This window comes from Microbulbifer jejuensis, assembly GCF_047289955.1.
In the GTDB taxonomy this organism is placed as follows: domain Bacteria; phylum Pseudomonadota; class Gammaproteobacteria; order Pseudomonadales; family Cellvibrionaceae; genus Microbulbifer.
Genome location: NZ_JBLBUB010000003.1, coordinates 172,138 through 194,494 on the forward strand (window position 1 = coordinate 172,138; position 22,357 = coordinate 194,494).

A 22,357-nucleotide genomic window follows, 5' to 3' on the forward strand; every position below is an offset into this window, starting at 1 on the left:
GCTTAGGTGCGCGCTTTCATCAAATCGATAAACTGGTCGAACAAAGGTGCCAGATCGTGCGGGCCTGGGCTCGCCTCCGGGTGCCCCTGAAAGCTGAAGGCCGGCTTGTCTGTCAGGCGGATGCCCTGCAGGGTGCCGTCGAAGAGGGATTTATGGGTTACCTCCACATTCTCGGGGAGGGCGTCCGCATCCACCGCAAAGCCGTGGTTCTGCGCAGTGATCATCACCCTGCCGCTGCGCAGATCCTGCACCGGGTGGTTGCCGCCGTGGTGCCCAAATTTCATCTTGGAGGTTTTAGCGCCCACGGCCAGGCCGAGCAGCTGGTGTCCCAGGCAGATACCATAGGTGGGAATACCCGTGTCAAGCAATGCACGAATAGCAGTGATCGCATAGTCGCAGGGTTCCGGGTCACCGGGGCCATTGGACAGGAAGATGCCGTCGGGGTTCATCCCCAACACTTCCGCTGCGGGTGTCTGCGCCGGTACCACGGTAATATTGCAGCCGCGATCCACCAGCATGCGCAGGATATTGCGCTTTACACCGAAGTCGTAGGCCACCACCTTGAATGGTTGTGGCGGTGCTGCCTTGTGTCCGGCATCCAGGGCCCAGGTCCCTGCATTAAAGGGGTAGGAATCCTTGGTCGTCACAACCCTGGCCAAATCCATCCCCTTCAAGCCGGCAAAGGCTTTGGCCTTTGCCAAAGCCTTTGCGCGATCGAGATTCTCACCTGCCACGATACAGCCGTTCTGCGCACCCTTGTCGCGCAAAAGGCGGGTCAGACGGCGGGTATCGATATCGGCGATAGCGACAATATTGCGCTCGCGCAGGTAGTCCTGCAGGGACTGCTTGTTGCGAAAACTGCTGGCAAGCAGGGGCAGATCCCGGATCACCAGGCCTGCGGCCCAGACTTCTGCGCACTCTTCATCTGTCCCATTGGTGCCGGTATTGCCGATGTGCGGGTAAGTCAGGGTAACAATCTGGCGGGCGTAGGAGGGATCGGTAAGAATCTCCTGATAGCCGGTCATTGAAGTATTGAATACGACCTCGCCCACAGAGCTGCCGTGAGCCCCGATTGCGCGCCCCTCAAAGACACTGCCATCTGCGAGCACCAGCAGGGCGGGCGTTATCGTGTGCAAAAAGTCGAGGGACATACAGGTCTCCGGCGAGGGTACAGCATTAATCAAATTGGAACTCCGATCTTCACAGCGGCTTGCGGGCCGTGGGCTTTGAACAGGCGGGCACCTCTGGCTGGCGCGCGCATAAAAAAGCGAGATGAAACCTGACAGCTTCATCCCGCTTTAAAATTTTGCCCACACTCGGCACTCACAAACTGGCCATTGCTTACCACCGGTTTTCCGCGGACCTGCGCGGCACAATCCAGTCCCGCGCCACAGACCTAAATCCGGGCGCAGATTCTACCCGAATCCGCGCCCGGATGCCAGTGCAAAAATATGCCGAGAGAATCGGGCAGCTCCCGTTCAGTTGGCCTCGCGCCCGAGACGGAACAGGCTGGTACCCATCTTCAACTCCGCCTTCTCCAGCATGGTCTTGTTCATACGCACGGCCACTTCACCACCGCTATCGGCAAACTCGATCATACCGCCGGTTGCAGCAAAACGCTCGGCATCACTTACAGTGAGGACGGGAAAAAATTCCAGCGCCACCAGGAGCTTGAGCAGGCTGGCGCGCGCCATTGGGCCGAGCACGACAATCTGGCACTTGCGGGCGCGCAGCATCTGCTGCAGGTCGACCTTCTCAAACTCCGCCCTGCGCCCGTCGATACGCTGGTTTCTGAAGCGCTCCTGCAGGGGTTCACCAAGGGAATCTCCGCCCATCAGGCACACGCGGAAAGGGGCATTGCGGTTGGCAAAGGCATTGACCGGCCACTGCAGATGGTAGGCAAAATGCACAATGTAATCCACCATCACACGCCGTCCAAGGGGAGTATCCGAGAGCTGCACCGTTGCCTGGGCGCCTGGGGCAGCCAGCGATACCAGCAGTAGAAAGCGTGTAAGAAGGCTGTGGGAAGAGCGAGCATTGTGTATGTTCACGGTTCTTCAATCCCTGCGGCTTGCACCATTTGCCCACAAGGGCAACAGCCCCTGTTCCCACGGGGCTACCACCCGACAAACGGTTTCGGTCAATGAGCACCTGTGGCGAGGGACCTTCCCCGGCCCCCCTTGCGCCTTGCAGAAAAGTCCGGCCACTCCGGAAGTTTAGCTCACCGGGCCGGCGCAAGGCCTTTAAATAGCAGCCGCTGCCCGAAGTTGCGCCCGACTGTCATGGGAAGGGGATGGAGGGACAGCAGCACCTGTTATCCCATCCGGCTGTGCGGCGTCTACTTACCACCGCTTGTATGGTACAGGGCCTTTAAGAAAGCAGTGCTTTTGAGAACAGAATAGGTAGCTGAGAATGAAACCAAAAACTGCCCGCTCATCTGCAACAGGAATTTGGGCCAGAAATCAATTTCTTCGGTGAACAGCGAAAGAACCAAATTCCCAGGGAAAAGAAAGATCCTAAAGTAATGCCACCCACCCCCGTGGATGTTCCAATTATAGAAAAAAGCGGCCATGCCTAGTAACAACGCGGCAACACTTACCGTTAGTGATCTGAAAATGGGTTTTCCCATGGCATCAAAGCTCATAACAATCGAAACTCAATGATAAGTTTCCCACAGAGGCCAGGACAGATTCTGGGACAGGCTGCCTGGGACTTTTTCGCCTTATTTTAGGCCTAACCTGAATTTCACATACAGGGTCATTTGATGTCAAACTGCCTATCCGCTGGCCGGTTCCATTCTGTTATAAAAGGTGGGACTGCAAACACAGGTAATGCCTAGAATTTTCTGAGTAGTGCCCAAGCCAACCGGTATAGTATCAGGGATCCTTTGCTGACACCCTGCAATCTTTAATCTTAAATCAACCGTTTTCTTTGAACCTACTTTCATGCCGGTACATTCGCCCTTTTATCATTGAATCCGTATTTCCCAAGAACCAATCCAGGCTGATTGTAAAAAACGCACGATAAAAAACGAAATGCTTGCGACAATGTACAGTAAATAGCATGCAGGAATTTTACGGCAATGGTGATACGGAACACACATTGTCTAATCCGTATCGCAACCCCCTTGAACGCCCTCCCCGATCATCGCCGGGCGCCACTTCAGGGCTTTCTCGATAGACATAATCATGGCACCGGCCACATCCTTGCGGGTTGCACTCTCGATCCCCTCCAAACCGGGAGAGGAATTCACTTCCAACAACAACGGCCCCTTGCGCGAACGGATAATATCCACTCCTGCCACTCTCAGCCCCAGCACTTTTGCAGCCTTCACCGCCAGGCGCTTCTCCTCCCGGGTGACCTTGACCACCGAGGCGCTGCCGCCCTGGTGAAGATTGGCGCGAAATTCCCCCGGAGCGGCTTCCCGCTGGATGGAGGCCACCACGCGGCTGTCAATCACAAACAGACGCAGGTCCCTGCCCTCAGCCTCGCGGATAAATTCCTGTACCAGTAGGTTGGCCTTCAGCGACTTGAAAGCGTTGATTACGGACTCCCCCGCTTTGCGGGTTTCCGCCAGTACCACGCCGCGCCCCTGGGTGCCTTCCAGCAGTTTGACCACAAGCGGTGCCCCCCCCACCATCTCGATCAGCTCGTTAGTATCTACAGGGGAGTTGGCAAAGCCGGAAGTAGGGATAGTCAGCCCGCTTTGCTGCAAAAGCTGCAGGGAGAACAGTTTGTCCCGCGACTGGCTGATGGCGGCAGAACCATTCAGGGCAAAAACATTCAGGCTCTCAAAATGACGTGTGAGGGCACAGCCGTAAAAAGTCTGGCTGGGGCGGATACGTGGAATCACCGCATCCAGGTTGTTGAGGATGCGGCCATCTCGGTAGTGTACCTCTGGCTCATCGGCATCCAGTTTCATATAACACTGGCGCACATCGAGAAATGTCATGCGATGACTGCGCTCCGCCCCCGCCTCCATAATCCGGCGATTGCTGTAGAGGTCCGGGTTCGAGGCCAGCAGGCCGATGCGCAGTCCGGTGCCCGCAATATGATGCTCGTCGCGGTAGTATTCATCCAACTGACTCTGGGGGATCACTCCCAGGCAGTAGCACTCCGAGGGGTCCACCAACATGCGTCCCAACATCGCCTCCCGCCCAAGCAACATACGGTAACCCATGCTATCGCGGTTGGTCAGGGTCAATTCTATGTCCCAGACACTGCCGCCAACCGACAGGGCCGTGCGAATCACAGGGCGTTTCTCACTTTCACCGGAGGAACTGCGCACCAGGCGCTTGTCCATCAGACGTGCTTCACAGCGTACCGAGGGACGGCGCTGGTGCTGCAACGGATGGGCCTCAAAACTTACCCAGGATTCACCATCGCGCTTAAACGTCTGGATGTTGTAGGCGTGCAGGCAGGACGTCTTGGCTCCCGAGTCCACCCGTGCCTTTATCGCCGGAATACCGAGCGCAGGAAATCCACACCACTCTTCACTGCCGACAATCAGCTTCTTTTCCAAGAGTACTTCCTCAAAGGGGATGACAGACTGACCGATCGGGCGAAACACCCTTCGGCCCTGGCAGGCTCACCCACAAGAGTGACTGGCAAATGGAAATCACAAAATATCAGGCAGTCCCCTGCAGGCGTCAAAAGTAACTGTTCAGGATAGGATTAATGCAGCCCAAGCACGTCACGCATATCATAGTGTCCCGGCATGCGCACGGACTCCCCGTCGCCCAGCAGCCAAAGAGCCGCCCGCACGGCGCCGCGAGCAAAAGCCAGACGGCTGCTCGCGCGGTGATTAATCTCTACCCGTTCACCCTCGGACAGAAAGATGACCGAATGTTCGCCGATGACATCGCCACCGCGTATTGTGGCAAAGCCGATGGTATCCCTATCACGCACACCGGTGTGGCCCTCGCGACCGTAGATTGCCACCCTGTCCAAATCGCGACCCAACGCTTCGGCCACCACCTCCCCCATGCTGAGGGCGGTGCCGGAGGGGGCATCCACCTTGTGGCGGTGATGCGCTTCCATAATTTCGATATCCGCATCCTCACCCAGGACCCGCGCAGCGGTTTCCAGCAATTTGAAACACAGATTTACCCCGGTGGAAAAATTACTGGCCAGACACAGCGGTACCTTTTCCGCATTGGCCAGCAGCCGAGTTTTCTGCCCCGCATCAAAGCCGGTGGTGCCGATGGCAATGGGGCGCCCCAGAGCTGCGCAATAAATGGCGTTATCCACAGTTGCTTGCGGCGTAGAAAAATCGATCAGTACATCGAAATCGGCCTTTTCCAGGCTATCCACAATCGCGAGGCCGTTACGCCCCAGGCCAACAACTTCCCCTGCATCCGCCCCGACCAGGCTGGAACCCGGACGCACTACCGCAGCGGAAAGCGCGGCTTTTTCGCAAAGCGCCAAGGCCTCTGCCAGCGCCCGCCCCATGCGTCCGCCAAATCCCGTTACTGCTACCTGTACCGCCATTTTCAACACTCCTGTCCACACCCATAAATCAGGCCTGGAATTCTACCTTGGGCTCCATACCGCGCATAGAACAATAGAAATGCTCAAAAGCGGGTAACTTCGCCCTTGAAGGCTTTACCACTAGGCCTGAAACCTCTTTTGGGGGAATAAGGGAATCTGTTCTTATTGCAAAGTAGCTTTCCCTCACAAAAACAGCGCCAGCCACCGCTGCTAGGCTTTATCCAAAGTAGTCAATCGAGCGTCAATATGCGGCTCATCATTCATTCCAGTGTCTGGCCGTACCTACTGCAAGTCACCCTTTTCCTGGGTCTCGCCTTTACCAGCCTGCCGGTTAAAGCGCAGGAACAACCGGAGGTCAACCCCGATTTCTGGGAAAAATATGACGACCTTACAGATTGGGTGACACTCCGCCTGCAACTCACCCCCGAACAGGAAAAGGTCGTGCTGCCAGTGATGCAGAGGAGTTTTGCAAAACAGAAATCCCTGCTACAAAGCTACGGCCTTGCTAACAGTACCAAACCCAGCCTCACACCCGGGCAACGCGGGGAAATCGGCGCACAGCTGGCGGTCATCAGCGCACGAAACTACCGGGAACTGCAAGGCATGCTGAACGAAAAACAGCTGAGGGAGGCCAGCAAAATCCAGCGCGAGTTTTTGCGCGCATTTGCTGCCAGATTGAGTGTGCGGTCAGTACAGGACGAGTAATCCGGCGTGCTGATCTGCTAACTCAGGTTTTGCACTAATTCAGATACAAAAACGGCAGAAATTTTTATCATTAGTGGTGTTTAAAACAGTCCAATAAGAAATTCCGCCGTGCCAAAATACTACCAGCCTGGACTCAGTTTTTCATCTCTCCTTCCCGTCGCAGAATCACCGCAGCTTCACCGGCAGTGATTTAACCTCCAATGCTGGCCTGCCACTCCTGCGAGAGTACGAACGCTGCCTGCGCTTGGCTCGCTCCTTCGTAGATGTCTCGCCCATCATTCGCGAGTCCTGCCCGGGTTGAACACAGCACCGAATAACTGATGTGATAGAGGCTTCACAAGCATAAATACGATTACAAAGGACTAATCTTCAAGCTTAAACACTCGAATCGCGTTCTCAGTTAAAAACAATTGCTCTGTATTTTCATCCAGTGCCAGGGCATCTAAATCCTGTAGCGCTTTTTCGGCACTGATCATTGGGTAGTTAGTGCCAAAAAGCACTTTGTGACCTCCGTGGCTCTTCATATAACGTACCAATTCAGGTGGGTAGCGCTTGGCAGTATAAGCGGACGTATCAATGTAGACTTTTGCATGCTTGGTAGCAACGGCAATAGCTTCTTCCGTCCATGGATAACCGATATGACCAGCCACAATCGTAAGCTCCGGGAAATCCAGTGCAACCTGATCAAGATAAATCGGCCTGCCCACTTCCGAAGGCATTAGCGGCCCCGTGTGGCCAATCTGGGTACAAAAGGGGATACCCAGTTCGCAACAAGCAGTGTAAACCGGGTAAAACCAACGATCCGTCGGCGGTTTGGACCAAAGCCAGGGTAATACACGAATGCCCTTAAACCCCAATGCCTTTACACAACGATGAATTTCCCTGACTGCTCTCATGGGATGGCTGATATCAACGGACCCTATGCCAACGAAGCGGTCTGGTGCACTATTAACAACCGAAGCCACCTCATCATTGGATATCATGGATTTCCCCGGTGCTTCCCATGCACAAATCAGGCTTTTGCGAATACCGGCGGCATCCATTTGCCTGATCGTCAGTTCGACAGGCAACTCTTCAGTCAGATTCCCCATTTTTGTCCAGCGTTTTAGGGAATCAAAAACCGGGTCATTGATATGTCGAAGTGTGGGATGCTGCGCCCAGGCATCAATGATTACTGGCAGCTCCTGTGGGTGCATATTCATATAACCCCGTTAAATCCTTTATGGTGGTCCGCTGACAGTTACAAGCAGAGTCAGGCTAAAATACGGCCGTTTTTTATCTTTGCCATACTATCGGAAACAGCCCTACCCCCCGAGGGTCGAGGGACCCGATCATCCCATCGGCGCAATCATAAACCGCCTTCCAGGTCTACCTTTCGCTAGGATTTCTCGCTCTTTGCCTGCTTCAGGGAATCATAAACGATGCCAGTCCAGATATCCGGGGTCATAAAACCCTGGCCATACTGGGCATCGAATTCCAAGGTGGGCTGGGCGGCAATCACCTGTTCGCGGCTTTTGCCACTATCGATCAGTTCCTGTATGCGGCCTCTCAACTTCACCAACATATCCCGCTGCCGCTTCAGCTCTACAGGATCGCTCAGAGGGCCATGACCGGGAATAATTTTGGTTTGTTCATCCACCATCGCCAGGGCCATATCCATCGCTTTTACCATGCCATCTACCGACCCACCGGAAGAGAGATCGATAAAGGGATAAGTACCGTTAAAGTAGATATCCCCCATATGGAGGACATTGGCCTCAGTGAAATGCACAATGGAATCCCCATCGGTGTGGGCAGGCCCCACATGCTGGACCCGGACCTTGTCGCCATTCCAGTGAAATGTGGTCGCATCGGTAAAGGTAATCACCGGGAGCGCTACCGCGGGTGAGGGTGCCACCTTACTTTTAAAGGCTTCGATAAATTGCTCGGTACTCAAACGCTTGCGCACATTTTCATGAGCAACAATTAAAGCGTCACTTTTCCCCAGGTTTTCGTTACCTCCGGTATGATCACCGTGCCAGTGGGTATTGATTACAAAACGCAGAGGTTGATCTGCCAAGCCCGCCACCACCTTCTGTATTTTGGCGGTCAAAGGTGCATACTGATCATCCACCATAAAGGTGCCGTCCCTCCCCGCCAGAACGGCGATATTACCGCCAGCGCCCGTGAGCATATGGACATTACCGGCCACCGGTATACTGCTGATTTCCACTTTGGCAAAGCGGTCTTCTGCGAAAATTGGTGCGCAGAGCAGTGAGACTGCCAACGCCGCAAAACTTGCCATCTGTTTCATAGGAAACTCTCTGTTTTCATTTTCAATGGGTCTGGCTCGATAGTTCTGATGCTATCATTCTGCCCCGACCAGACAATATAGCCATCAATAAGTCCGGCCGGTCGGTTACAATAGCATCCACACCCAAATTGATATAGTGCTGCAAATCCGCTCGCCCGTTCACTGTCCACACCGAAAGATGCAGGCCCAGTCTACGGACCGCGCGCAGGGTGCCCGTGGTTATCACATCAATGCCGAAGTGACTCATGGGCAGTTGCACTGTCTGGTAGCGGGGCGAGAGCAGATTTTCTACGCGGAACAGTTGGGCCATATACAGCAGTATTGCTTCATAAGTCGCCGCACCAGTGGCTGTATTCGGGCTCAAACGCCTGAACGCCCGGATTACCCCCTGGTGGAATGAACTCACTATCACCTGATTGTGCTTGCGGGTGTGTTGCAACATTCGACTCAACACTTGTGCAGCGCGGACTTGAGCACTCTTCAGTTCCAGAATCAGCAAAGTATCCCCCACCGCCTGCAACGCCTCCTCAATGGTGACAATACCCAGTGGATCGTCCCGGAATGGATAGGTCTTTCCATCGCGGGTCCAATGATAGGCGATGTTCAATTCGCGCAACTGTGCCAGAGTCAAGTCCCCAATAATGCCTCGGCCGTTTGAAAAATCTTCCAGGTCCGGATCGTGCATCAGCACCAAGCGCCCATCAGCAGTCAGCCACAGGTCCACTTCAATCCCGTCAACTCCCAGCTCCACCATTTTGTGCAAATACAACAGCGTATTGCCGGGATAGAGCCCGTTACCACAATCATTACCATGGGCAATCACCATAGGTCCCTTCCCCTCAGGAAGGGATAGAGCGGATTTCGGTGCCGGTCCGGAACATGCATAGAACAGCAACGCAATCAATATGAGGCAAAAAACAAACCACAGGAACATGAATCACCGTAATTTTGTACCAACAGATTCAATTATTCACGATGCGGTGTGGCGGGTAAACGCGTTTCAAATACACTGGCGCCTCTCATAACACAACCTATACCTCTTTTACCACAGGTTGTGCCTTATTGACTGCTCCCTTAAAGGTGCTGTCTTTGGGTTCCTCGATTCGACCCGCCACAGTTTTACCGCCAAGAGCGGCGGTCGCCCGCTTTTGGCGGCGCCAGCGTTGATAAAAACCCTGCAGCCACAGAAGCGGGAAAATGACCAGATCGTAGGCCCGGTTGCACAAAATACCGAAATGCAGTGAGATTTTGGCAAGCAGGCGTATGCATTGCGACAGCACCCGCAACAGCAATACCAGAAACATCCCGAAGACTGAACGCCCTGACACAATACACTGCTCCAGAGGGATTGCCATGAAGACCAGGATCAGCGGCAGGAGAAAGCCGAGCCCCATCTGCGCCAGGATGATTGCCCAGGGTGGCCCCACTTCTGCAAGGGTTGGCACTCCCTGCCCTACAACCCCAGTCAGCAGCTGGTCCCGCTGCACCAACAGCTCCCTGGAAAACGCCAGGCTCGCCTCTACCCCTGCAAACAGGAACAGCAAAAGCAGAGCGGCCCACAGCAGACGCTTGCGTGTTCTGTCTGCCAGGGAGCCAAGAGAGGGAAACAGCCGCGTCACCTGCAGACACTCCATCACCACAAGGCCAAGGCTGACTTGTATGAAAATCACTACAAAGGTAAAAATTTCCGCAGTGGCATATTCGCCGAGAACGGCAGTCCCTCCAAGTACCTCGGTGAGAGGACGGGCGATCAGTTGAAAATTTACCAGTATACCGCCTACAGCCACAGCAAGGGCCAGGGCGGCAATCAGAAAACGGGTAAAAGACGAGGCCAAAAGTACACGCAGACTGCGGTCACTCTTATGTAGAATTTCCTCGTAGCTCACCATATGACGATCGAGCGCCTTGGCTCGCAGAATCACCGATTCCACATTCCTGTTGATACATTCGAGCGCTGCCAGCATTGCCCGCCATTTGGGCAACATCCGCCTCAACAGTTGGTGGCGCACACGGGTGGACTCCCGGTAGGACTCGAGCGCCCTGGATTCCGTCCTGCGCATAGAGTGATGCATCGTCTCCAGCACATCCGCCACCACAGCGTCGTCCTGTGCGGGGATTTCCACCACCGAGCGCATAGCCCGCGCCCAGTTAGAGGGTTGCGGAGGCACTTCCGCACTGCTTGCATAGTCCTCATCGACGGCGTTTATTTGTTCCACAAGCCGGCGGTGTAGGGTTGGATACTGTGCTAATTCACACTGTATGATACTCGTGATCCGCTCAAATTCCCTTTCTATCCGGCGTTCTGCGGCCTCCCTTCCCGCCGTAAGGAGTATCTCTCGGTTGCGTCGAGCCAGGCGCTGTTCTGCCACGCCCAGTGCATTGGCTACAAATCCCAAAGCGCGATAACAGAAGCGCGCCAGCGCGAAGATGGTCCTGTGTACTGGACCACGAAGAAAAAATAGCGCGAAAAACCCCAACAGACACCAGAGCCAAAACGGTAAACTACTCATTAACTGGGCCATAATATAAACCCGCCTGTGCAGCAAACTGATGTATCATCCTAACAGTAGCTGGTAATATAGTCGCCCAAAAGTTCACAGTTTGTATTCGCGAATCCTCATGACTATTAATCCTAACACTTGTCTGACTGCAGCCATGTTGTCCTGGAATCGTCAGAGCGTGACGGAAGTAGACCTACGAGTGAATCAAAAGGTGGGCCTAGCTGAGCGTTTACAGTGCTGCGACATACACAACTATGCTGACACAGGAGGCAAAGGGGAGTAGGCAGACCAGTTAATAATTGATTAATATTGAGGTGGGTCCTCACCGAGGAAGAGATCCGAGTGAGGCGATAGATGCAGGAATAACTTCCTGGGATCGCGCACATTTTCAGTATTAGGGGCAGCATTTTAGTGGCTGGTGTCTATGCCACCTTTCTCTAAAAGCTCCTTTAGTGGGCCAAGATGAGCTGAAAATTTTTTCCACTTGTTAACGGAATCTGAGTAGATCTTTTGCCTTACCTGAGAGGCACTTGCACTTGCAGTTGCCGAAGGATTTTTATGGAAATGCAGGCAATTCTCTTCAAACCTTAAACCTAATTTTTCTAAAATCCTCTTAGTTTGATTTATTTGGTCGGCGACTAAACTCTCATATCTCACGTCTATAATTCGGCCCCTTAATACCTTATGCCAATATTGATTTAGCTTGTTGTAGGCTAAGTAATATTCAGCAAGGTCACTAAAATTGTAGGCGTAGCGAAAATATGATTGTTTATAAAGTGCAAAGCATGAGTCCATTGGGTTTCTATGTAAGTTTATTATCTTTGCATGAGGAAAGGCTTTCGCAATAAAGCCTAGGTAAAGATGGTTTTCAGGAAGTTTATCGGTGAACAGGGGGCTCTTGTCAAGCTTGTACTCAATCGAATGTAGATATGCCTTGGCGATTTCCTGAATGTCTGCTTTAGCTGCCTCTGCCATTACCCTCGACGTGAGGCCGGTGGTTGATAGATTTTTACTGGATTGTTGGATTGCCCTTTGCATGAAAAATGTTTCGTCAGCACTGGAAACCTTGGAATGACTTGAAACTATTTTATCTATTAATGTTGTTCCTGTTCTGGGAAGCCCGACTATAAATATTGGTATTTTTAAATTTACCTCTCCTTTATTAAGGGTAGTTTTTTCTTTTAGCCATTGCGGACTGCAGATTTCAATAATGCTATCAATTAAATCTATATCTTTAGAGACACTGTAATTTGATGCGCTTGTTGCAGCATTTCCCGCCAAATTATAATAGTGAAATGATTCATCCCATTCTTGTAGGTCTTCAAGCTCCTTCCCCAATGCGTAAAAAATAAAAATATTTTTACTGTCTGGTAATTTTTCTTGGGCGAGGCAGCTTTTCATTAAGTTGATATGCTTTGAATCCTTGACTTTCTTTAAGAGGGATATTTTGTAATGGTATCGCTGATGGAAGGGAAGTTGATCCAATAGCTTTGTGTATATTTTGTATGCCCTGTCAATATCACCTGTGTAGGTGTAGCAGCTTGCAAGATTCGCTTCAATGGTCTCCGTGTTGGGCTGCAATTGATTTGCTTTTTCGAAAAGTTCGACGGCTTCCTGATGTAGTCCGAGATTGGAGTATATAGCTCCAGCCATGTCTAGGTAAAGTGGGCTATTCGTTAGATTTGACTTATAATTGTTAATTAAATTAATTGCTTCTGAGTTTAGGCTAAGTTTCAGCAGTAAGTTTGCAAGCTCAATAGCTGCATCATAGCGGCGTGAGTCAAGACGAAGTGTATTCCTGAAATCAGAAATGGCTCCTTGTAAGTTCCCTGTATTTTTTGAATACATTCCCGATAAGAAGATGGCTTCGGGATCTCCAGGAGAGATTTTGTATAATTCTCCAATGTATACCCTAAGAGCTTTCCAGTTTTTCTTGTGTACCGCATATCTTGCGGCTCTACTTAATTGACTTGGTTTATACATATTGATTGCTGAATCTTTCTTAAGGTCTATCGTTTATTTACCATTAGTAAATTTTTGCATTATTTAATACTTTTACTAATGGTTTTAGTTGGTCGCTAAATTTCTCCCATTTTTTTATTGAATGATTGTGAATTTTTTCTCTGACCTGAACGGAGCTTGCCGTTGTACTTGCAGAACAGTTTTTATGGAATTCCAGGCAGCTGGCTTCCAAGCTTAGACCGAGGGAAGTGAGAATTCTTTCTGTTCTTTCTTTTTGATTTGAAATTAATTCTTCATATTTCACTTCTACAATTCTGTCACCAAGATATTTTTTCCAGTGTGTTAATAGTTTGTGGTGGGCAGCATAATAAAGCCCCAAGTCTTCAAGTTTATATGAAAACTTATAAGCCCAGGTGAAAACCTGTTTGTACATTGCAAAGCAAGTATCTATTGGATCTCGCTGTAGATAGATGATTTTTGCATTTGGGAATGCCTTGGATATAAAGCCGAGGAGGAGAAAATTGTATGGTAATTTTTCTATGAAAAAAGGCTTGCCAGCTTGTCGATATTTTATATTCTTTAAATATAGACTTGCTATTTCTTGAGGGTTGACCTTAGATGCCTCCTCAATGATATCACTAGTCATTTGTTCCTTGGTTTGAATACCGCTAATTTTTTTGATTATTGCGGGTAGGAATTGAGTCTCGCCCAGACTTTCAATTTTACTATGGCTGGCAAGGATACGCTCAGTAAGCGTGGTTCCGGTTCTAGGTAGACCAACTATAAATATAGGAATTTCATTGTTCTTTTCTTGTGCTTCTTTGTGTAGACAGCTTTTAAGCCATTCTTCACTGTTAACCTTTATTATCTTGTTGATAATCTCAATGTCAGTTGTGACTTTGTATTCAGATATTGCCGCAACAGCATCTCCTGCGTACTTATAGTAATTGAACGCTTCTTCCCATTGCTCAAGATCCTCCAACTCTTTCCCGATAGCATAGTTCATAAAGATATTTCTGTGGGGGGGGAGACGAGTTTGTGCCAGGGAGGCTTTCATGGCATTTATGTGATTGCTATCTATAGCTCTCTCCAGGCGGGATAGATGATAATGATTCCTTTGGTGGTGCGGGGAGCGATTTAAGAGATTTTTGTATATCGCTTTAGCTTCACTAGTTTTGCCTAAATATACGGCGCAAGCCGCCATATTGGACTGGAATAATTCAATATTAGGCTGCAAAGAGTTTGCTTGGAGGTATAAGGGCCAGGCTTGATCAATCAACCCAATCTGAGTATATATGGTAGCCGCTAAATCGGAGTAGCGAGGGCTGTTGATCAATTGGGAACTGTAAGAGCCCAGGACAGTTGCCGCCTCTTCATTGCGCAAATTCATTGCGTATAAGTTTGCAAGTTCAACAGCAGCATCGTAACGCCCCTCATTTAACTTGACGGCGATCTCAAAAGACTCTATGGCTTTTTCTTGTTTTCCTTGTGCCTTCTCGGCAAGCCCCCTTAAAAAGTATCCTTCAGGGTCTTTAGGATTCTGGTGCAGAATTTGTGTTGCACAGCGATCGACGGTCAGCCAGTTAAAAGTTTGGACTGCTTGGCGGCCTATTTCACTAAGTTTTTGTCTTGGTGTGGTCATTCTTAATACTTAAAATATTGAATCAAGCTCGATACAAATACCCTTTTTAGGATGTAATTTCCAGCTTTCAAGTAAAAAAAGGGGCCGCAATTGCGGCCCCCTTCAATGACAAAGCCACTTTAAGACTTAGAACTTATGACTTAGTCTTAAGTAGTAGCCGCGACCGAACAAACGGTAGGTCGCTGGGTCAGTTTTAGCATTGAAACCAATGTCAATGTATGGAGGCTCTTCATTTGTGATATTAGTGATACCTGAACTGATGGAGGTACCATTACTGAAATCGTAACTAGCTACGAGATCATGATACAGCTGCGCATCAATATCCTGCTTGTAGCCGGGTGGTAGATCGTCAACAAAGCTAACATCACCTTCCAGCGCGCTAATATACTCACCACGGTAGCTTACGCTGAGCTCATTCCAATACCAAGACAGAGAGTAATTGATCTTATTCTCTGCGTAAGCACCACCATCTTCTGCTGTTGGATCGGTATAGCGGCCCTCAAGGTTTTCCTCATCAAGGCCTGGAACAGCAACTTTGGTGCGTTCGAGAAGGTGAGTCCACAAGAGGGATGCCTCCCACTGACCAATTTCAGTATCCAGGGTGTAGCGAGTTTCAAAGTCGACACCAGCGGCCCCTTGCTCCGCTACGTTCTGGTCGATATCCAGAATATCTTGAATTGCGTAATCACCAGTACGAGTAATTAGTGCGCAAAAACTGTCGTCCTGACTCCTGTGGCACTGGTCCAGAATATATTGTGCGCCGTAAGAGCTGATTCCATCTTCAATCTGGATTTTCCAGTAGTCCAATGTGATGCTCAAGTCGCCTGAATCACCAAAGCTTGGGGTCCAGACAACACCAGCAGTAAAGGTGTCACCGGTCTCTGGTTGTAGATCTTCATTGCCGCCGATAGTGGCAGGTAGCTGATTGTCGTCTTGAACTGATGCCTGTGCACAACCTGCCGGCAGGGGGGTCTCTGCACATGGGTCTTGCGCTGTTGGAGCGTTGTCAAACTGCCCATCGAACAAATCTTCAAGTGTTGGAGCGCGGAATACAGTGCCTGTAGTGGCGCGGAGCTTGAGAGCATCTATCAGCTGAACATCGACGCCAATTTGCCAAGTGGTGTCACTGCCAAAGCGATTATAAGAATCGTGACGCAGGCCACCCTTTACATCAATAGATTGTGCGCCGTTATCATAAGCGGGGAGCAACACCTCGGCAAATAGGTTGGCATTATATAAGGAACCATCGGCACCTAGGCCGGTGCCACCAGTAACCGCACCTGTGGTTTTACCTGAGTCAGGGGAGTAGGTCCGGGCCTGAGCCCAGTAGCCGCCACCAACCGCCCAGGCCATTGCACCACCGGGAAGCTCAAAACCATCACCACTGAGACTAAAGTCCAGTACTTCTTGGGTGTCTACATAGTGGTCAGTGAGGTTTGTACCAACATAGGCAAGCATTTCATCAGTGATAGTACCGGCGCCACCCACTAAATTGAGGGGCACACAACCTTCTATTAGGGTCGATTCATCACTGATGTCACTGTAGCACTCAGGAGTGCCATCTCCATCTAGATCGGCAGATGGACCGAGGGCATTTTGGAGGTTGGCGCCAACGAATTGCCCCATATCAATATCGGTTCTGGAACGGTAGCCACGGTTGTAACTAATCTGCCAATCATAATCGTTAAAGGTGCCCTCAAATCCAAATACGCCTTGAACCTGTACAATGTCCTGTTCAAAACGACGGTTAGATTCTACTACTCGGCGACGCACAGCTGATGCAGGCTGGTTATCGATGCCTGCGGCATCCAGAGCATTAGAGAGGTAATAGTTGTCTTGGTGAATACCGTTGTAGGACTTAAGAGTACCATTACCGTCAAAGTCGTAAAAACCGGAGTAGGCCGGATCAAAGCCCGGGCGGCTATCGTACGGCATTGGAGCCAGCTGTTGGGCTGAGGTGCGATTATTAGCTCTTACTTCAGTAAAGAAGCGAACATTATCAGTAATCTCTGCATTTCCTTCAACGAAGAAATTCAAGCGCTCATAGGGAGTCTGAATGTAGTTAATTGGCGCATAATTATATAGACGACCATCATCAGCAACTAGGCCATTACCGGGATTTATATAGCTCTTATCACCAATGGCAAAGCGACCCTCAGGAATGCGAGAGGATCCTCCGGCGTAACAGCTGGTGACGTTACTCTCACAACCTGCGGGGTAAATATAATAGCTGTTCTGGAAGAAGTCCCATGGTGCATCTGACTGGAAAGCCTCTTCCTGGGTGACGTACTCCGCACCAAATACGAAGTTACCCTTATCAAATTGCTGACCAACTACGATACTTACACTATCTTGGCGGCCAGAGTCCATTTCAGAAAAGTCTGCGGTCTGAACTTCGAGCTCTACACCTTCAAAGTCCTTGCGGGTGATAATGTTTACTACACCTGCAACGGCATCGGCACCATAAGTAGCTGATGCGCCGTCTTTTAGAATTTCTACCCGCTCAATCATTGCTGAGGGGATAGTTTGGTAATCGCCACCGTCAACAGTGCGGCGCCCATTGATCAGGGTGAGGGTGCGGTCAACTCCAAGTCCGCGCAGATCGATCTCAACGGAACCGTTACCACCGTTGTTGGTAGTGGTTCCGATCGGAGAGCCAGACATGGATGGCAGGCTCTGGAGCAGATCACCCACGTCGGTTAGGCCTGAAACCTTCATATCCTCACGGTCGAGAACAGTTACAGGGCTGGGGCTATCTAGATCGGCACGCTTGATGCGTGAGCCAGTAACCACAACCTCTTCGACCATTTCCGCATCTTGCTGAGCGAAAACAGGCATAGCCGGAACCATGATTGCAGCTGCAGTGAAGCCTATTGCCCCCTTCACAGCTACAGATAGGAGATTCTTTTTCATTGTTAATCCTCTCTTGATCGTTGGATTTATAGTCTTTTGCCATGAATGGCGATAATCAGAAGCAATCACCCCCAAAGTAACCTGCTTCCTCCCAACACTTTTCATGACGGTTAGCGTAAGAAATACCTCAAATTTTTAAAAAAATCGCAATGGCATTCTCTACAGGTTACTCACCCATTACAAATAGAGTTGATGCTGGATTTTGGCACTTATAAGTCAAAAGTCATACTAGAAAACAATGTATTAAGGCAAATTTCTATTTTTGTAATCAAATGAGGCAACTTTTCTTTTCAAGATTTTCCACTATGGCATTTTAGTCATGTTAGGATGCTACTGTCAAATCCGGCATACCGCTGGTATGCCGTCCTCTGCATCTCAGTGAGTATGCATTGCTTATTGTTCACTCACTGAACCCTCCGGCAAATGGCATCGCCGAGTTATATCCGAATTTGGTGATGGAGAGTTTGAAAGAAAGCCGCATATCTGGCTCATGTTAGTTGTCGCCAAACAGTCAGCCATTCAAAAAATACGCCACTATGGACAAGAATACCGTTGTTGGGCTTTCAAGTCGACCATAGGCGAGTGTAGTATTGGGACCAATTGAGGGCACTTATAGAGCGGGGCTACCCGATACTATCAGAACACCCCTCTCCATTCAGGAGGAGTTGCCAGACTTGGGCTGGACAAGCCCGTCCAACAGTAAGCCTAGCTTGCGTTCATAAACATTTACTGCATATGGGCTCTTCACCAGGGAAAAGGCCTCCTTGAAGCTCTGCCGGGATGCGGCCATATCCCCCAGCTGAAATCTTGTCAGTCCCAAAAGAAAGTGGAAACGGTGGTCATCCTGGTGCCAGACGGCGCGGCGCAAACGTTTCTCAGCCCGCTTGTATTCCCCCTGCTCATAGGCGTCACGGGCTTGGTAATATAGGTAGTAGGGGTTGCGCTCCCGGTGGTGGCGGGCACGCTCTGCGTAGGCATTGGCCAATCCCTCACGGCCACTGTAGCGGTACAAGCGCGCTAAATTGCTCATAGCCACCAGATTGATATTGTTTAAATACAAGGCCTGGCGATAACTCTGTTCCGCCTCAGAGTAATAGCCAAAATGGCTGTAAAACGCCCCCAGGTTAGCCCATAGATCGCTTATCTCGGGGCGCAGCTCCAGAGCCTTACGCAGATACAGAAAGGCTTTCTCACCCTCGCCCGCACGCATAAACTCAACTCCGCGATTGCTGTAATACAGCGAGACAGCACTGGTGTCATCCAGCCTGCGCTGGTCGTAGGCGGGATCATAAGCGGCCAGATTGAAATCCACCACGCGGCGGCCACGGGGATCTTTCGAAACCATATTGACGTGGCGGTAAACCACGAAAGTCTGGGCCACGTCGTGGCTCCAAACCGGGGGAACCACCACCTGGTTGAAGTAGGCCTCGGCACCCAGCTCCCGCGCCATCGCCACCATCATCAGGGTAAATGACAGACAGTTACCGCGCCGCTTATGGAAAGTCTGTGCGGCAGTCAGGGTGGTGGCTTCATCGTACTCAATATGGAATTTCTGCGCTTCAAATGCTTTGATCAGTGCCACCAGGCGCCTCTGTGGGGATGCGCCCGGAGCAATCTCTGCGAGAAATCGGCGCATCTCCGGTGTCAGTGACATCACCAGGTCTTGAGGCAATTCAACGGCATTCACGGGCCGGCCAAATATCGCAGTACCTGACAGCAAGTGCGCCACCGCAACTTCTGCCGGTTTTTCCGCAAGCGGCTGGCCAGCGCAGGCCCCCAAAATGCCCGCAAGCATTAAAAGGGTCAAGAGTACCGGGGCTTTTCTCATTAGTGGTTTCCCTGTTCGGGGCATCCTGCTTGAGCATTTAACATGTTTCGGACCAATTGTGAACAGCAGTGCGATGACCGGTTTGGTTGCAACTGTAACGAGTCGCCTGCTGCACTCGCAACTGTTACACTTTGCCAGTTGTGCTTGGAGGCAGGGCTGCCAGAGCGGATCGGCCCGAGGGGTTTGTGGTAAAGGAAACCACCGTATGGTCGAGGCCTCCATCACCAATTACAACGGGAAAATGGAATCATTTTCCAAGGTCTGGATGGATTGCCGGGCCAATGAACGGGAATCGTTCACATGCCCCTGAAACCCATGAGTATCTTGGCTTGCCAAGGTATGCTTGAGTAAAGCTATAACAACTGGAAATTCAGCTTATGTCGTCGAATACACACCAGACTAGCGGTGGCTTCTTTGGTCATCCGAAAGGCCTTTCCACACTGTTCTTCACCGAGATGTGGGAGCGGATGAGCTATTACGGTATGCGCGCCCTGCTCGTACTGTTTATGACCGCCAGCCTGCAGGAGGAGGGGCTCGCCTTCACCGTTGCCGCCGCAGCTGCCATCTACGGCCTTTACACCGGTGCGGTCTACTTTCTCGGCCTTCCCGGCGGCTGGATCGCCGACCGCCTACTCGGTGGGCAGCGCACCATATGGTACGGCGGCATCATTATCATGTGTGGCCATATCGTGCTGGCGATCCCCAGTGATAACACTTTTTTCCTGGGCCTGATCCTGGTTGCCTCCGGGACCGGCCTGCTCAAACCCAATATCAGCGCCCTGGTGGGTCATCTGTATCAACCCCAAGATGTGCGTCGCGACAGTGGCTACGCCCTCTACTATATGGGCATCAACATCGGCTCCGTGCTCGGTTCCACCATTTGTGGGTACTTCGGAGAGAATATCGGCTGGCACTGGGGCTTCGGTGTCGCGGCAGTTGGTATGGCCATCGGCCTGATTCAGTACCGCAGGACCATCGGCAACCTGGGTGATGCCAGCTTAAAGCCGGAAAGTCCCCTGTCGCCGGAGAGAACCAGGTTGACCTGGCGCATCATTGGTGCCGTTTTAGTTGCTGTTGCACTGATCACCGGTTTGACTATGCAGGGCGTCATCACCATCGATCCAGTCACAGCCGCCCAGTACGTGGCCGTGATCTTTACCCTGACCTTCCTCGCCTATTTCGGCTTCATCTATTTCCGTGGCAAACTGAACGGATCGGAAAAAAGGAAGTTGTGGGCCCTGTTCCTGATCTGTGTGGCCTCCACTTTTTTCTTTTCAGGTTTCGAGCAAGCCGGTTCCTCTCTCAACTTGTTCGCGCGCGATTATACTGACCGCCTGATCGGTATCTTTGAAATACCGGCGACCTGGTTCCAAAACCTCAACTCACTGTTCATCATCACCTTGTCCCCCTTCTTTGCAGCGCTGTGGATCAATCTGGGCAAGCGCATGATGACCCCCTCCTATAATCTGAAATGCGCCATCGGCCTGATCATTATGGCCAGCGGTTTCCTGGTGATGTTCTTCGCCGCCCAGTACGCCGCCGAGGGCCTGAAAGTGGCGCCCTACTGGTTGGTTACCACTTACTTCCTGCACACTGTTGGTGAGCTGTGTCTTAGCCCGGTGGCCCTGAGTGCCGTCAGCAAACTGTCCCCTCGCCGCTTTGCCGGCCAGATGATGGGCGTATTCGTGCTGACCTATTCCATCGGCAATATCTTCTCAGGCCTGCTGGCGGGACACTTCGATCCGAACAATGTCGCTGAAATGCCGAATCTTTACCTGCAGATCAGTCTGTTCACCATCGGCATCGGCATTATCCTCGCGCTGATCAGCCTGAAATCAAAACACTGGGAGAGTCTTGGGGAGGTGTCTCAAGTGGCCGAACCCGCCGAAACCACCCCCAGAACGGTATAAGGATACCCCCTCCCGCTGACCCGCAGTGCGGGTCTGGATTAGTATCAGAAAGCCGCTGTCTACAGCGGCTTTTTTGTGCGCCCAGAAGTTCCTCCTCGGGCTTTTGATCACCAGATGTCAGAGTACTTAGGTATGCATCACGCCTTGGATACCAGTTACCATCCCCAACCACAGTGGCTGATGGGATATTCACTTGTTGGGAGGGAGAGGGTGCAGGCAGCCAATTGCGGGCCATCCACCAGTTATTCTTTATAAGAAGCGGCCAATGTTCAGCCAGATAAAGCGAAATCCAATCACGCACAACAACGCGGCAAAGCCATGTTTTAATAGTCGTGCGGGGAAGCGGTGGGCCAGTATGGCACCAAAGCGGGCGAAAAAAGTGCTGGCCAGCACGATGCCGAAAAAAGCGGGCCAATAAATATAGCCACTGCTCCACCCCGGCAGCAGGGTATTGTCCCAGCCCTGCACCGAAAAGCTCAGCGCGCCGGCAATCGCAATAGGCAGGCCGCAGGCGGCGGAAGTGGCGATGGCACGCTGCATATTTACCCGGCAGCGCGACAGGAAGGGCACCGTCAGTGCGCCGCCACCAATACCGAATATTGCCGAGACCCAGCCGATAACCCCGCCCGCAGTCATCAGTACAGGAGGGCCGGGCAATGTACCAGAGCCCTCCGAGACCTCTCCGTGGTGTAGACCGCTCAGCCACATGCGGACGGCCATCACGATAGCGAAAATACCGATGAACAGTTGTAGCCAGGCACCGGAGAGGCGTTCTGCTGTTATGCCCCCAACCCAGGAGCCCAGGAGTATTCCGGGTGTCATTACCCAGAAAACCCGCCAATCCACAGCAGCCTTTTGGTGGTGCGTGCGCACCGAGCTGATTGAGGTGATCACAATCGTCGCCAGTGAAGTGCCCACCGCCATGTGGGTCAGGATTTCCGGGGAAATACCCATGGCGGTAAATACCAGCACCAGTGCCGGAACGATTATCAGCCCACCACCAACCCCAAACAGGCCGGCGATGGTGCCCGCCACAGCCCCCACCAGCAAGTAAACAAAGAGTGTTTCCATAAAGTCCCCCCTGAATTTACAGCGACAGACAAGCCCGGCCAG

Annotated in this window: 16 protein-coding genes and 1 pseudogene; 2 read left to right on the plus strand and 15 right to left on the minus strand. The window is 51.4% G+C overall.

Annotated features, from left to right (window positions below; translation table 11 throughout):
* Nucleotides 1-2: 2 nt before the first annotated feature.
* From carA to dapB, 6 genes and pseudogenes are all read right to left on the minus strand, one after another.
* Nucleotides 3-1,151, minus strand: a complete 1,149-nt coding sequence (gene carA, locus ACL7TT_RS03120; RefSeq protein WP_413393094.1) for a glutamine-hydrolyzing carbamoyl-phosphate synthase small subunit — start codon at nt 1,149-1,151, stop codon at nt 3-5.
* A 327-nt stretch (nt 1,152-1,478) separates the two neighbouring features.
* Nucleotides 1,479-2,051, minus strand: coding sequence for a YfiR family protein (locus tag ACL7TT_RS03125; RefSeq protein WP_413393096.1), 573 nt, complete (start codon nt 2,049-2,051; stop codon nt 1,479-1,481).
* Between the two features lie 287 nt (nt 2,052-2,338).
* Nucleotides 2,339-2,644 (minus strand): hypothetical protein, encoded by a 306-nt coding sequence (locus ACL7TT_RS03130; protein WP_413393097.1) that lies wholly within the window; start codon nt 2,642-2,644, stop codon nt 2,339-2,341.
* Nucleotides 2,645-3,106: 462 nt separating this feature from the next.
* Nucleotides 3,107-4,036 carry a 30S ribosomal protein S6--L-glutamate ligase gene (gene rimK / locus ACL7TT_RS03135; RefSeq protein WP_413393175.1) on the minus strand — a complete coding sequence of 310 codons (930 nt, stop codon included), beginning with the start codon at nt 4,034-4,036 and terminating at the stop codon, nt 3,107-3,109.
* 132 nt (nt 4,037-4,168) lie between these two features.
* Nucleotides 4,169-4,570, minus strand: a pseudogene (locus ACL7TT_RS03140) (ATP-dependent zinc protease family protein); the annotation flags it as partial.
* A gap of 104 nt (nt 4,571-4,674) precedes the next feature.
* On the minus strand, nt 4,675-5,490 hold the full coding sequence (gene dapB, locus ACL7TT_RS03145) for a 4-hydroxy-tetrahydrodipicolinate reductase (RefSeq protein ID WP_413393099.1): 816 nt from the start codon (nt 5,488-5,490) through the stop codon (nt 4,675-4,677).
* A gap of 246 nt (nt 5,491-5,736) precedes the next feature.
* On the opposite strand from dapB, the gene ACL7TT_RS03150 reads away from it, so the two are divergent.
* Nucleotides 5,737-6,195, plus strand: coding sequence for a hypothetical protein (locus ACL7TT_RS03150; RefSeq protein WP_413393101.1), 459 nt, complete (start codon nt 5,737-5,739; stop codon nt 6,193-6,195).
* Between the two features lie 362 nt (nt 6,196-6,557).
* On the opposite strand, the gene ACL7TT_RS03155 is transcribed toward ACL7TT_RS03150, so the two are convergent.
* The 8 genes from ACL7TT_RS03155 to ACL7TT_RS03190 all read right to left on the minus strand — a co-directional run bounded on the left by ACL7TT_RS03155 (nt 6,558) and on the right by ACL7TT_RS03190 (nt 19,334).
* Nucleotides 6,558-7,286: an amidohydrolase family protein gene (locus tag ACL7TT_RS03155; RefSeq protein ID WP_413393103.1), complete on the minus strand. Its 729-nt coding sequence runs from the start codon at nt 7,284-7,286 to the stop codon at nt 6,558-6,560.
* A gap of 287 nt (nt 7,287-7,573) precedes the next feature.
* Nucleotides 7,574-8,488 (minus strand): MBL fold metallo-hydrolase, encoded by a 915-nt coding sequence (locus ACL7TT_RS03160; RefSeq protein WP_413393105.1) that lies wholly within the window; start codon nt 8,486-8,488, stop codon nt 7,574-7,576.
* A gap of 22 nt (nt 8,489-8,510) precedes the next feature.
* Nucleotides 8,511-9,314 carry a glycerophosphodiester phosphodiesterase gene (locus ACL7TT_RS03165; RefSeq protein ID WP_413393107.1) on the minus strand — a complete coding sequence of 268 codons (804 nt, stop codon included), beginning with the start codon at nt 9,312-9,314 and terminating at the stop codon, nt 8,511-8,513.
* Between the two features lie 205 nt (nt 9,315-9,519).
* Nucleotides 9,520-11,010, minus strand: a complete 1,491-nt coding sequence (locus ACL7TT_RS03170) for a hypothetical protein (RefSeq protein WP_413393109.1) — start codon at nt 11,008-11,010, stop codon at nt 9,520-9,522.
* Nucleotides 11,011-11,397: 387 nt separating this feature from the next.
* Nucleotides 11,398-12,972, minus strand: a complete 1,575-nt coding sequence (locus tag ACL7TT_RS03175) for a tetratricopeptide repeat-containing sulfotransferase family protein (RefSeq protein ID WP_413393111.1) — start codon at nt 12,970-12,972, stop codon at nt 11,398-11,400.
* A 43-nt stretch (nt 12,973-13,015) separates the two neighbouring features.
* Nucleotides 13,016-14,593 carry a tetratricopeptide repeat-containing sulfotransferase family protein gene (locus ACL7TT_RS03180; protein WP_413393113.1) on the minus strand — a complete coding sequence of 526 codons (1,578 nt, stop codon included), beginning with the start codon at nt 14,591-14,593 and terminating at the stop codon, nt 13,016-13,018.
* Between the two features lie 126 nt (nt 14,594-14,719).
* Complete coding sequence (locus ACL7TT_RS03185; protein WP_413393115.1) at nt 14,720-17,611, minus strand: TonB-dependent receptor domain-containing protein; 2,892 nt, start codon at nt 17,609-17,611, stop codon at nt 14,720-14,722.
* Between the two features lie 550 nt (nt 17,612-18,161).
* Nucleotides 18,162-19,334 (minus strand): tetratricopeptide repeat protein, encoded by a 1,173-nt coding sequence (locus tag ACL7TT_RS03190; RefSeq protein WP_413393118.1) that lies wholly within the window; start codon nt 19,332-19,334, stop codon nt 18,162-18,164.
* Between the two features lie 377 nt (nt 19,335-19,711).
* On the opposite strand from ACL7TT_RS03190, the gene ACL7TT_RS03195 reads away from it, so the two are divergent.
* The gene (locus ACL7TT_RS03195) at nt 19,712-21,244 is read left to right on the plus strand and encodes a peptide MFS transporter (RefSeq protein WP_413393120.1); all 1,533 of its coding nucleotides are present in this window, start codon (nt 19,712-19,714) and stop codon (nt 21,242-21,244) included.
* Between the two features lie 249 nt (nt 21,245-21,493).
* Here ACL7TT_RS03195 and ACL7TT_RS03200 read toward each other — a convergent pair whose 3' ends face one another.
* The gene (locus ACL7TT_RS03200) at nt 21,494-22,315 is read right to left on the minus strand and encodes a sulfite exporter TauE/SafE family protein (RefSeq protein WP_413393122.1); all 822 of its coding nucleotides are present in this window, start codon (nt 22,313-22,315) and stop codon (nt 21,494-21,496) included.
* Between the last annotated feature and the right edge of the window lie 42 nt (nt 22,316-22,357).

What these genes read in the sequence shown, in the direction of transcription:
- ACL7TT_RS03200 (WP_413393122.1), bottom strand. Translation starts at nt 22,315, where the DNA reads ATGGAAACACTCTTTGTTTACTTGCTGGTGGGGGCTGTGGCGGGCACC.
- ACL7TT_RS03165 (WP_413393107.1), bottom strand. Translation starts at nt 9,314, where the DNA reads ATGGTGATTGCCCATGGTAATGATTGTGGTAACGGGCTCTATCCCGGC.
- ACL7TT_RS03155 (WP_413393103.1), bottom strand. Translation starts at nt 7,286, where the DNA reads ATGGGGAATCTGACTGAAGAGTTGCCTGTCGAACTGACGATCAGGCAA.
- ACL7TT_RS03130 (WP_413393097.1), bottom strand. Translation starts at nt 2,644, where the DNA reads ATGAGCTTTGATGCCATGGGAAAACCCATTTTCAGATCACTAACGGTA.
- ACL7TT_RS03185 (WP_413393115.1), bottom strand. Translation starts at nt 17,611, where the DNA reads ATGAAAAGTGTTGGGAGGAAGCAGGTTACTTTGGGGGTGATTGCTTCT.
- ACL7TT_RS03190 (WP_413393118.1), bottom strand. Translation starts at nt 19,334, where the DNA reads ATGAGAAAAGCCCCGGTACTCTTGACCCTTTTAATGCTTGCGGGCATT.
- ACL7TT_RS03170 (WP_413393109.1), bottom strand. Translation starts at nt 11,010, where the DNA reads ATGGCCCAGTTAATGAGTAGTTTACCGTTTTGGCTCTGGTGTCTGTTG.
- ACL7TT_RS03180 (WP_413393113.1), bottom strand. Translation starts at nt 14,593, where the DNA reads ATGACCACACCAAGACAAAAACTTAGTGAAATAGGCCGCCAAGCAGTC.
- ACL7TT_RS03175 (WP_413393111.1), bottom strand. Translation starts at nt 12,972, where the DNA reads ATGTATAAACCAAGTCAATTAAGTAGAGCCGCAAGATATGCGGTACAC.
- ACL7TT_RS03160 (WP_413393105.1), bottom strand. Translation starts at nt 8,488, where the DNA reads ATGAAACAGATGGCAAGTTTTGCGGCGTTGGCAGTCTCACTGCTCTGC.
- carA (WP_413393094.1), bottom strand. Translation starts at nt 1,151, where the DNA reads ATGTCCCTCGACTTTTTGCACACGATAACGCCCGCCCTGCTGGTGCTC.
- dapB (WP_413393099.1), bottom strand. Translation starts at nt 5,490, where the DNA reads ATGGCGGTACAGGTAGCAGTAACGGGATTTGGCGGACGCATGGGGCGG.
- ACL7TT_RS03150 (WP_413393101.1), top strand. Translation starts at nt 5,737, where the DNA reads ATGCGGCTCATCATTCATTCCAGTGTCTGGCCGTACCTACTGCAAGTC.
- ACL7TT_RS03195 (WP_413393120.1), top strand. Translation starts at nt 19,712, where the DNA reads ATGTCGTCGAATACACACCAGACTAGCGGTGGCTTCTTTGGTCATCCG.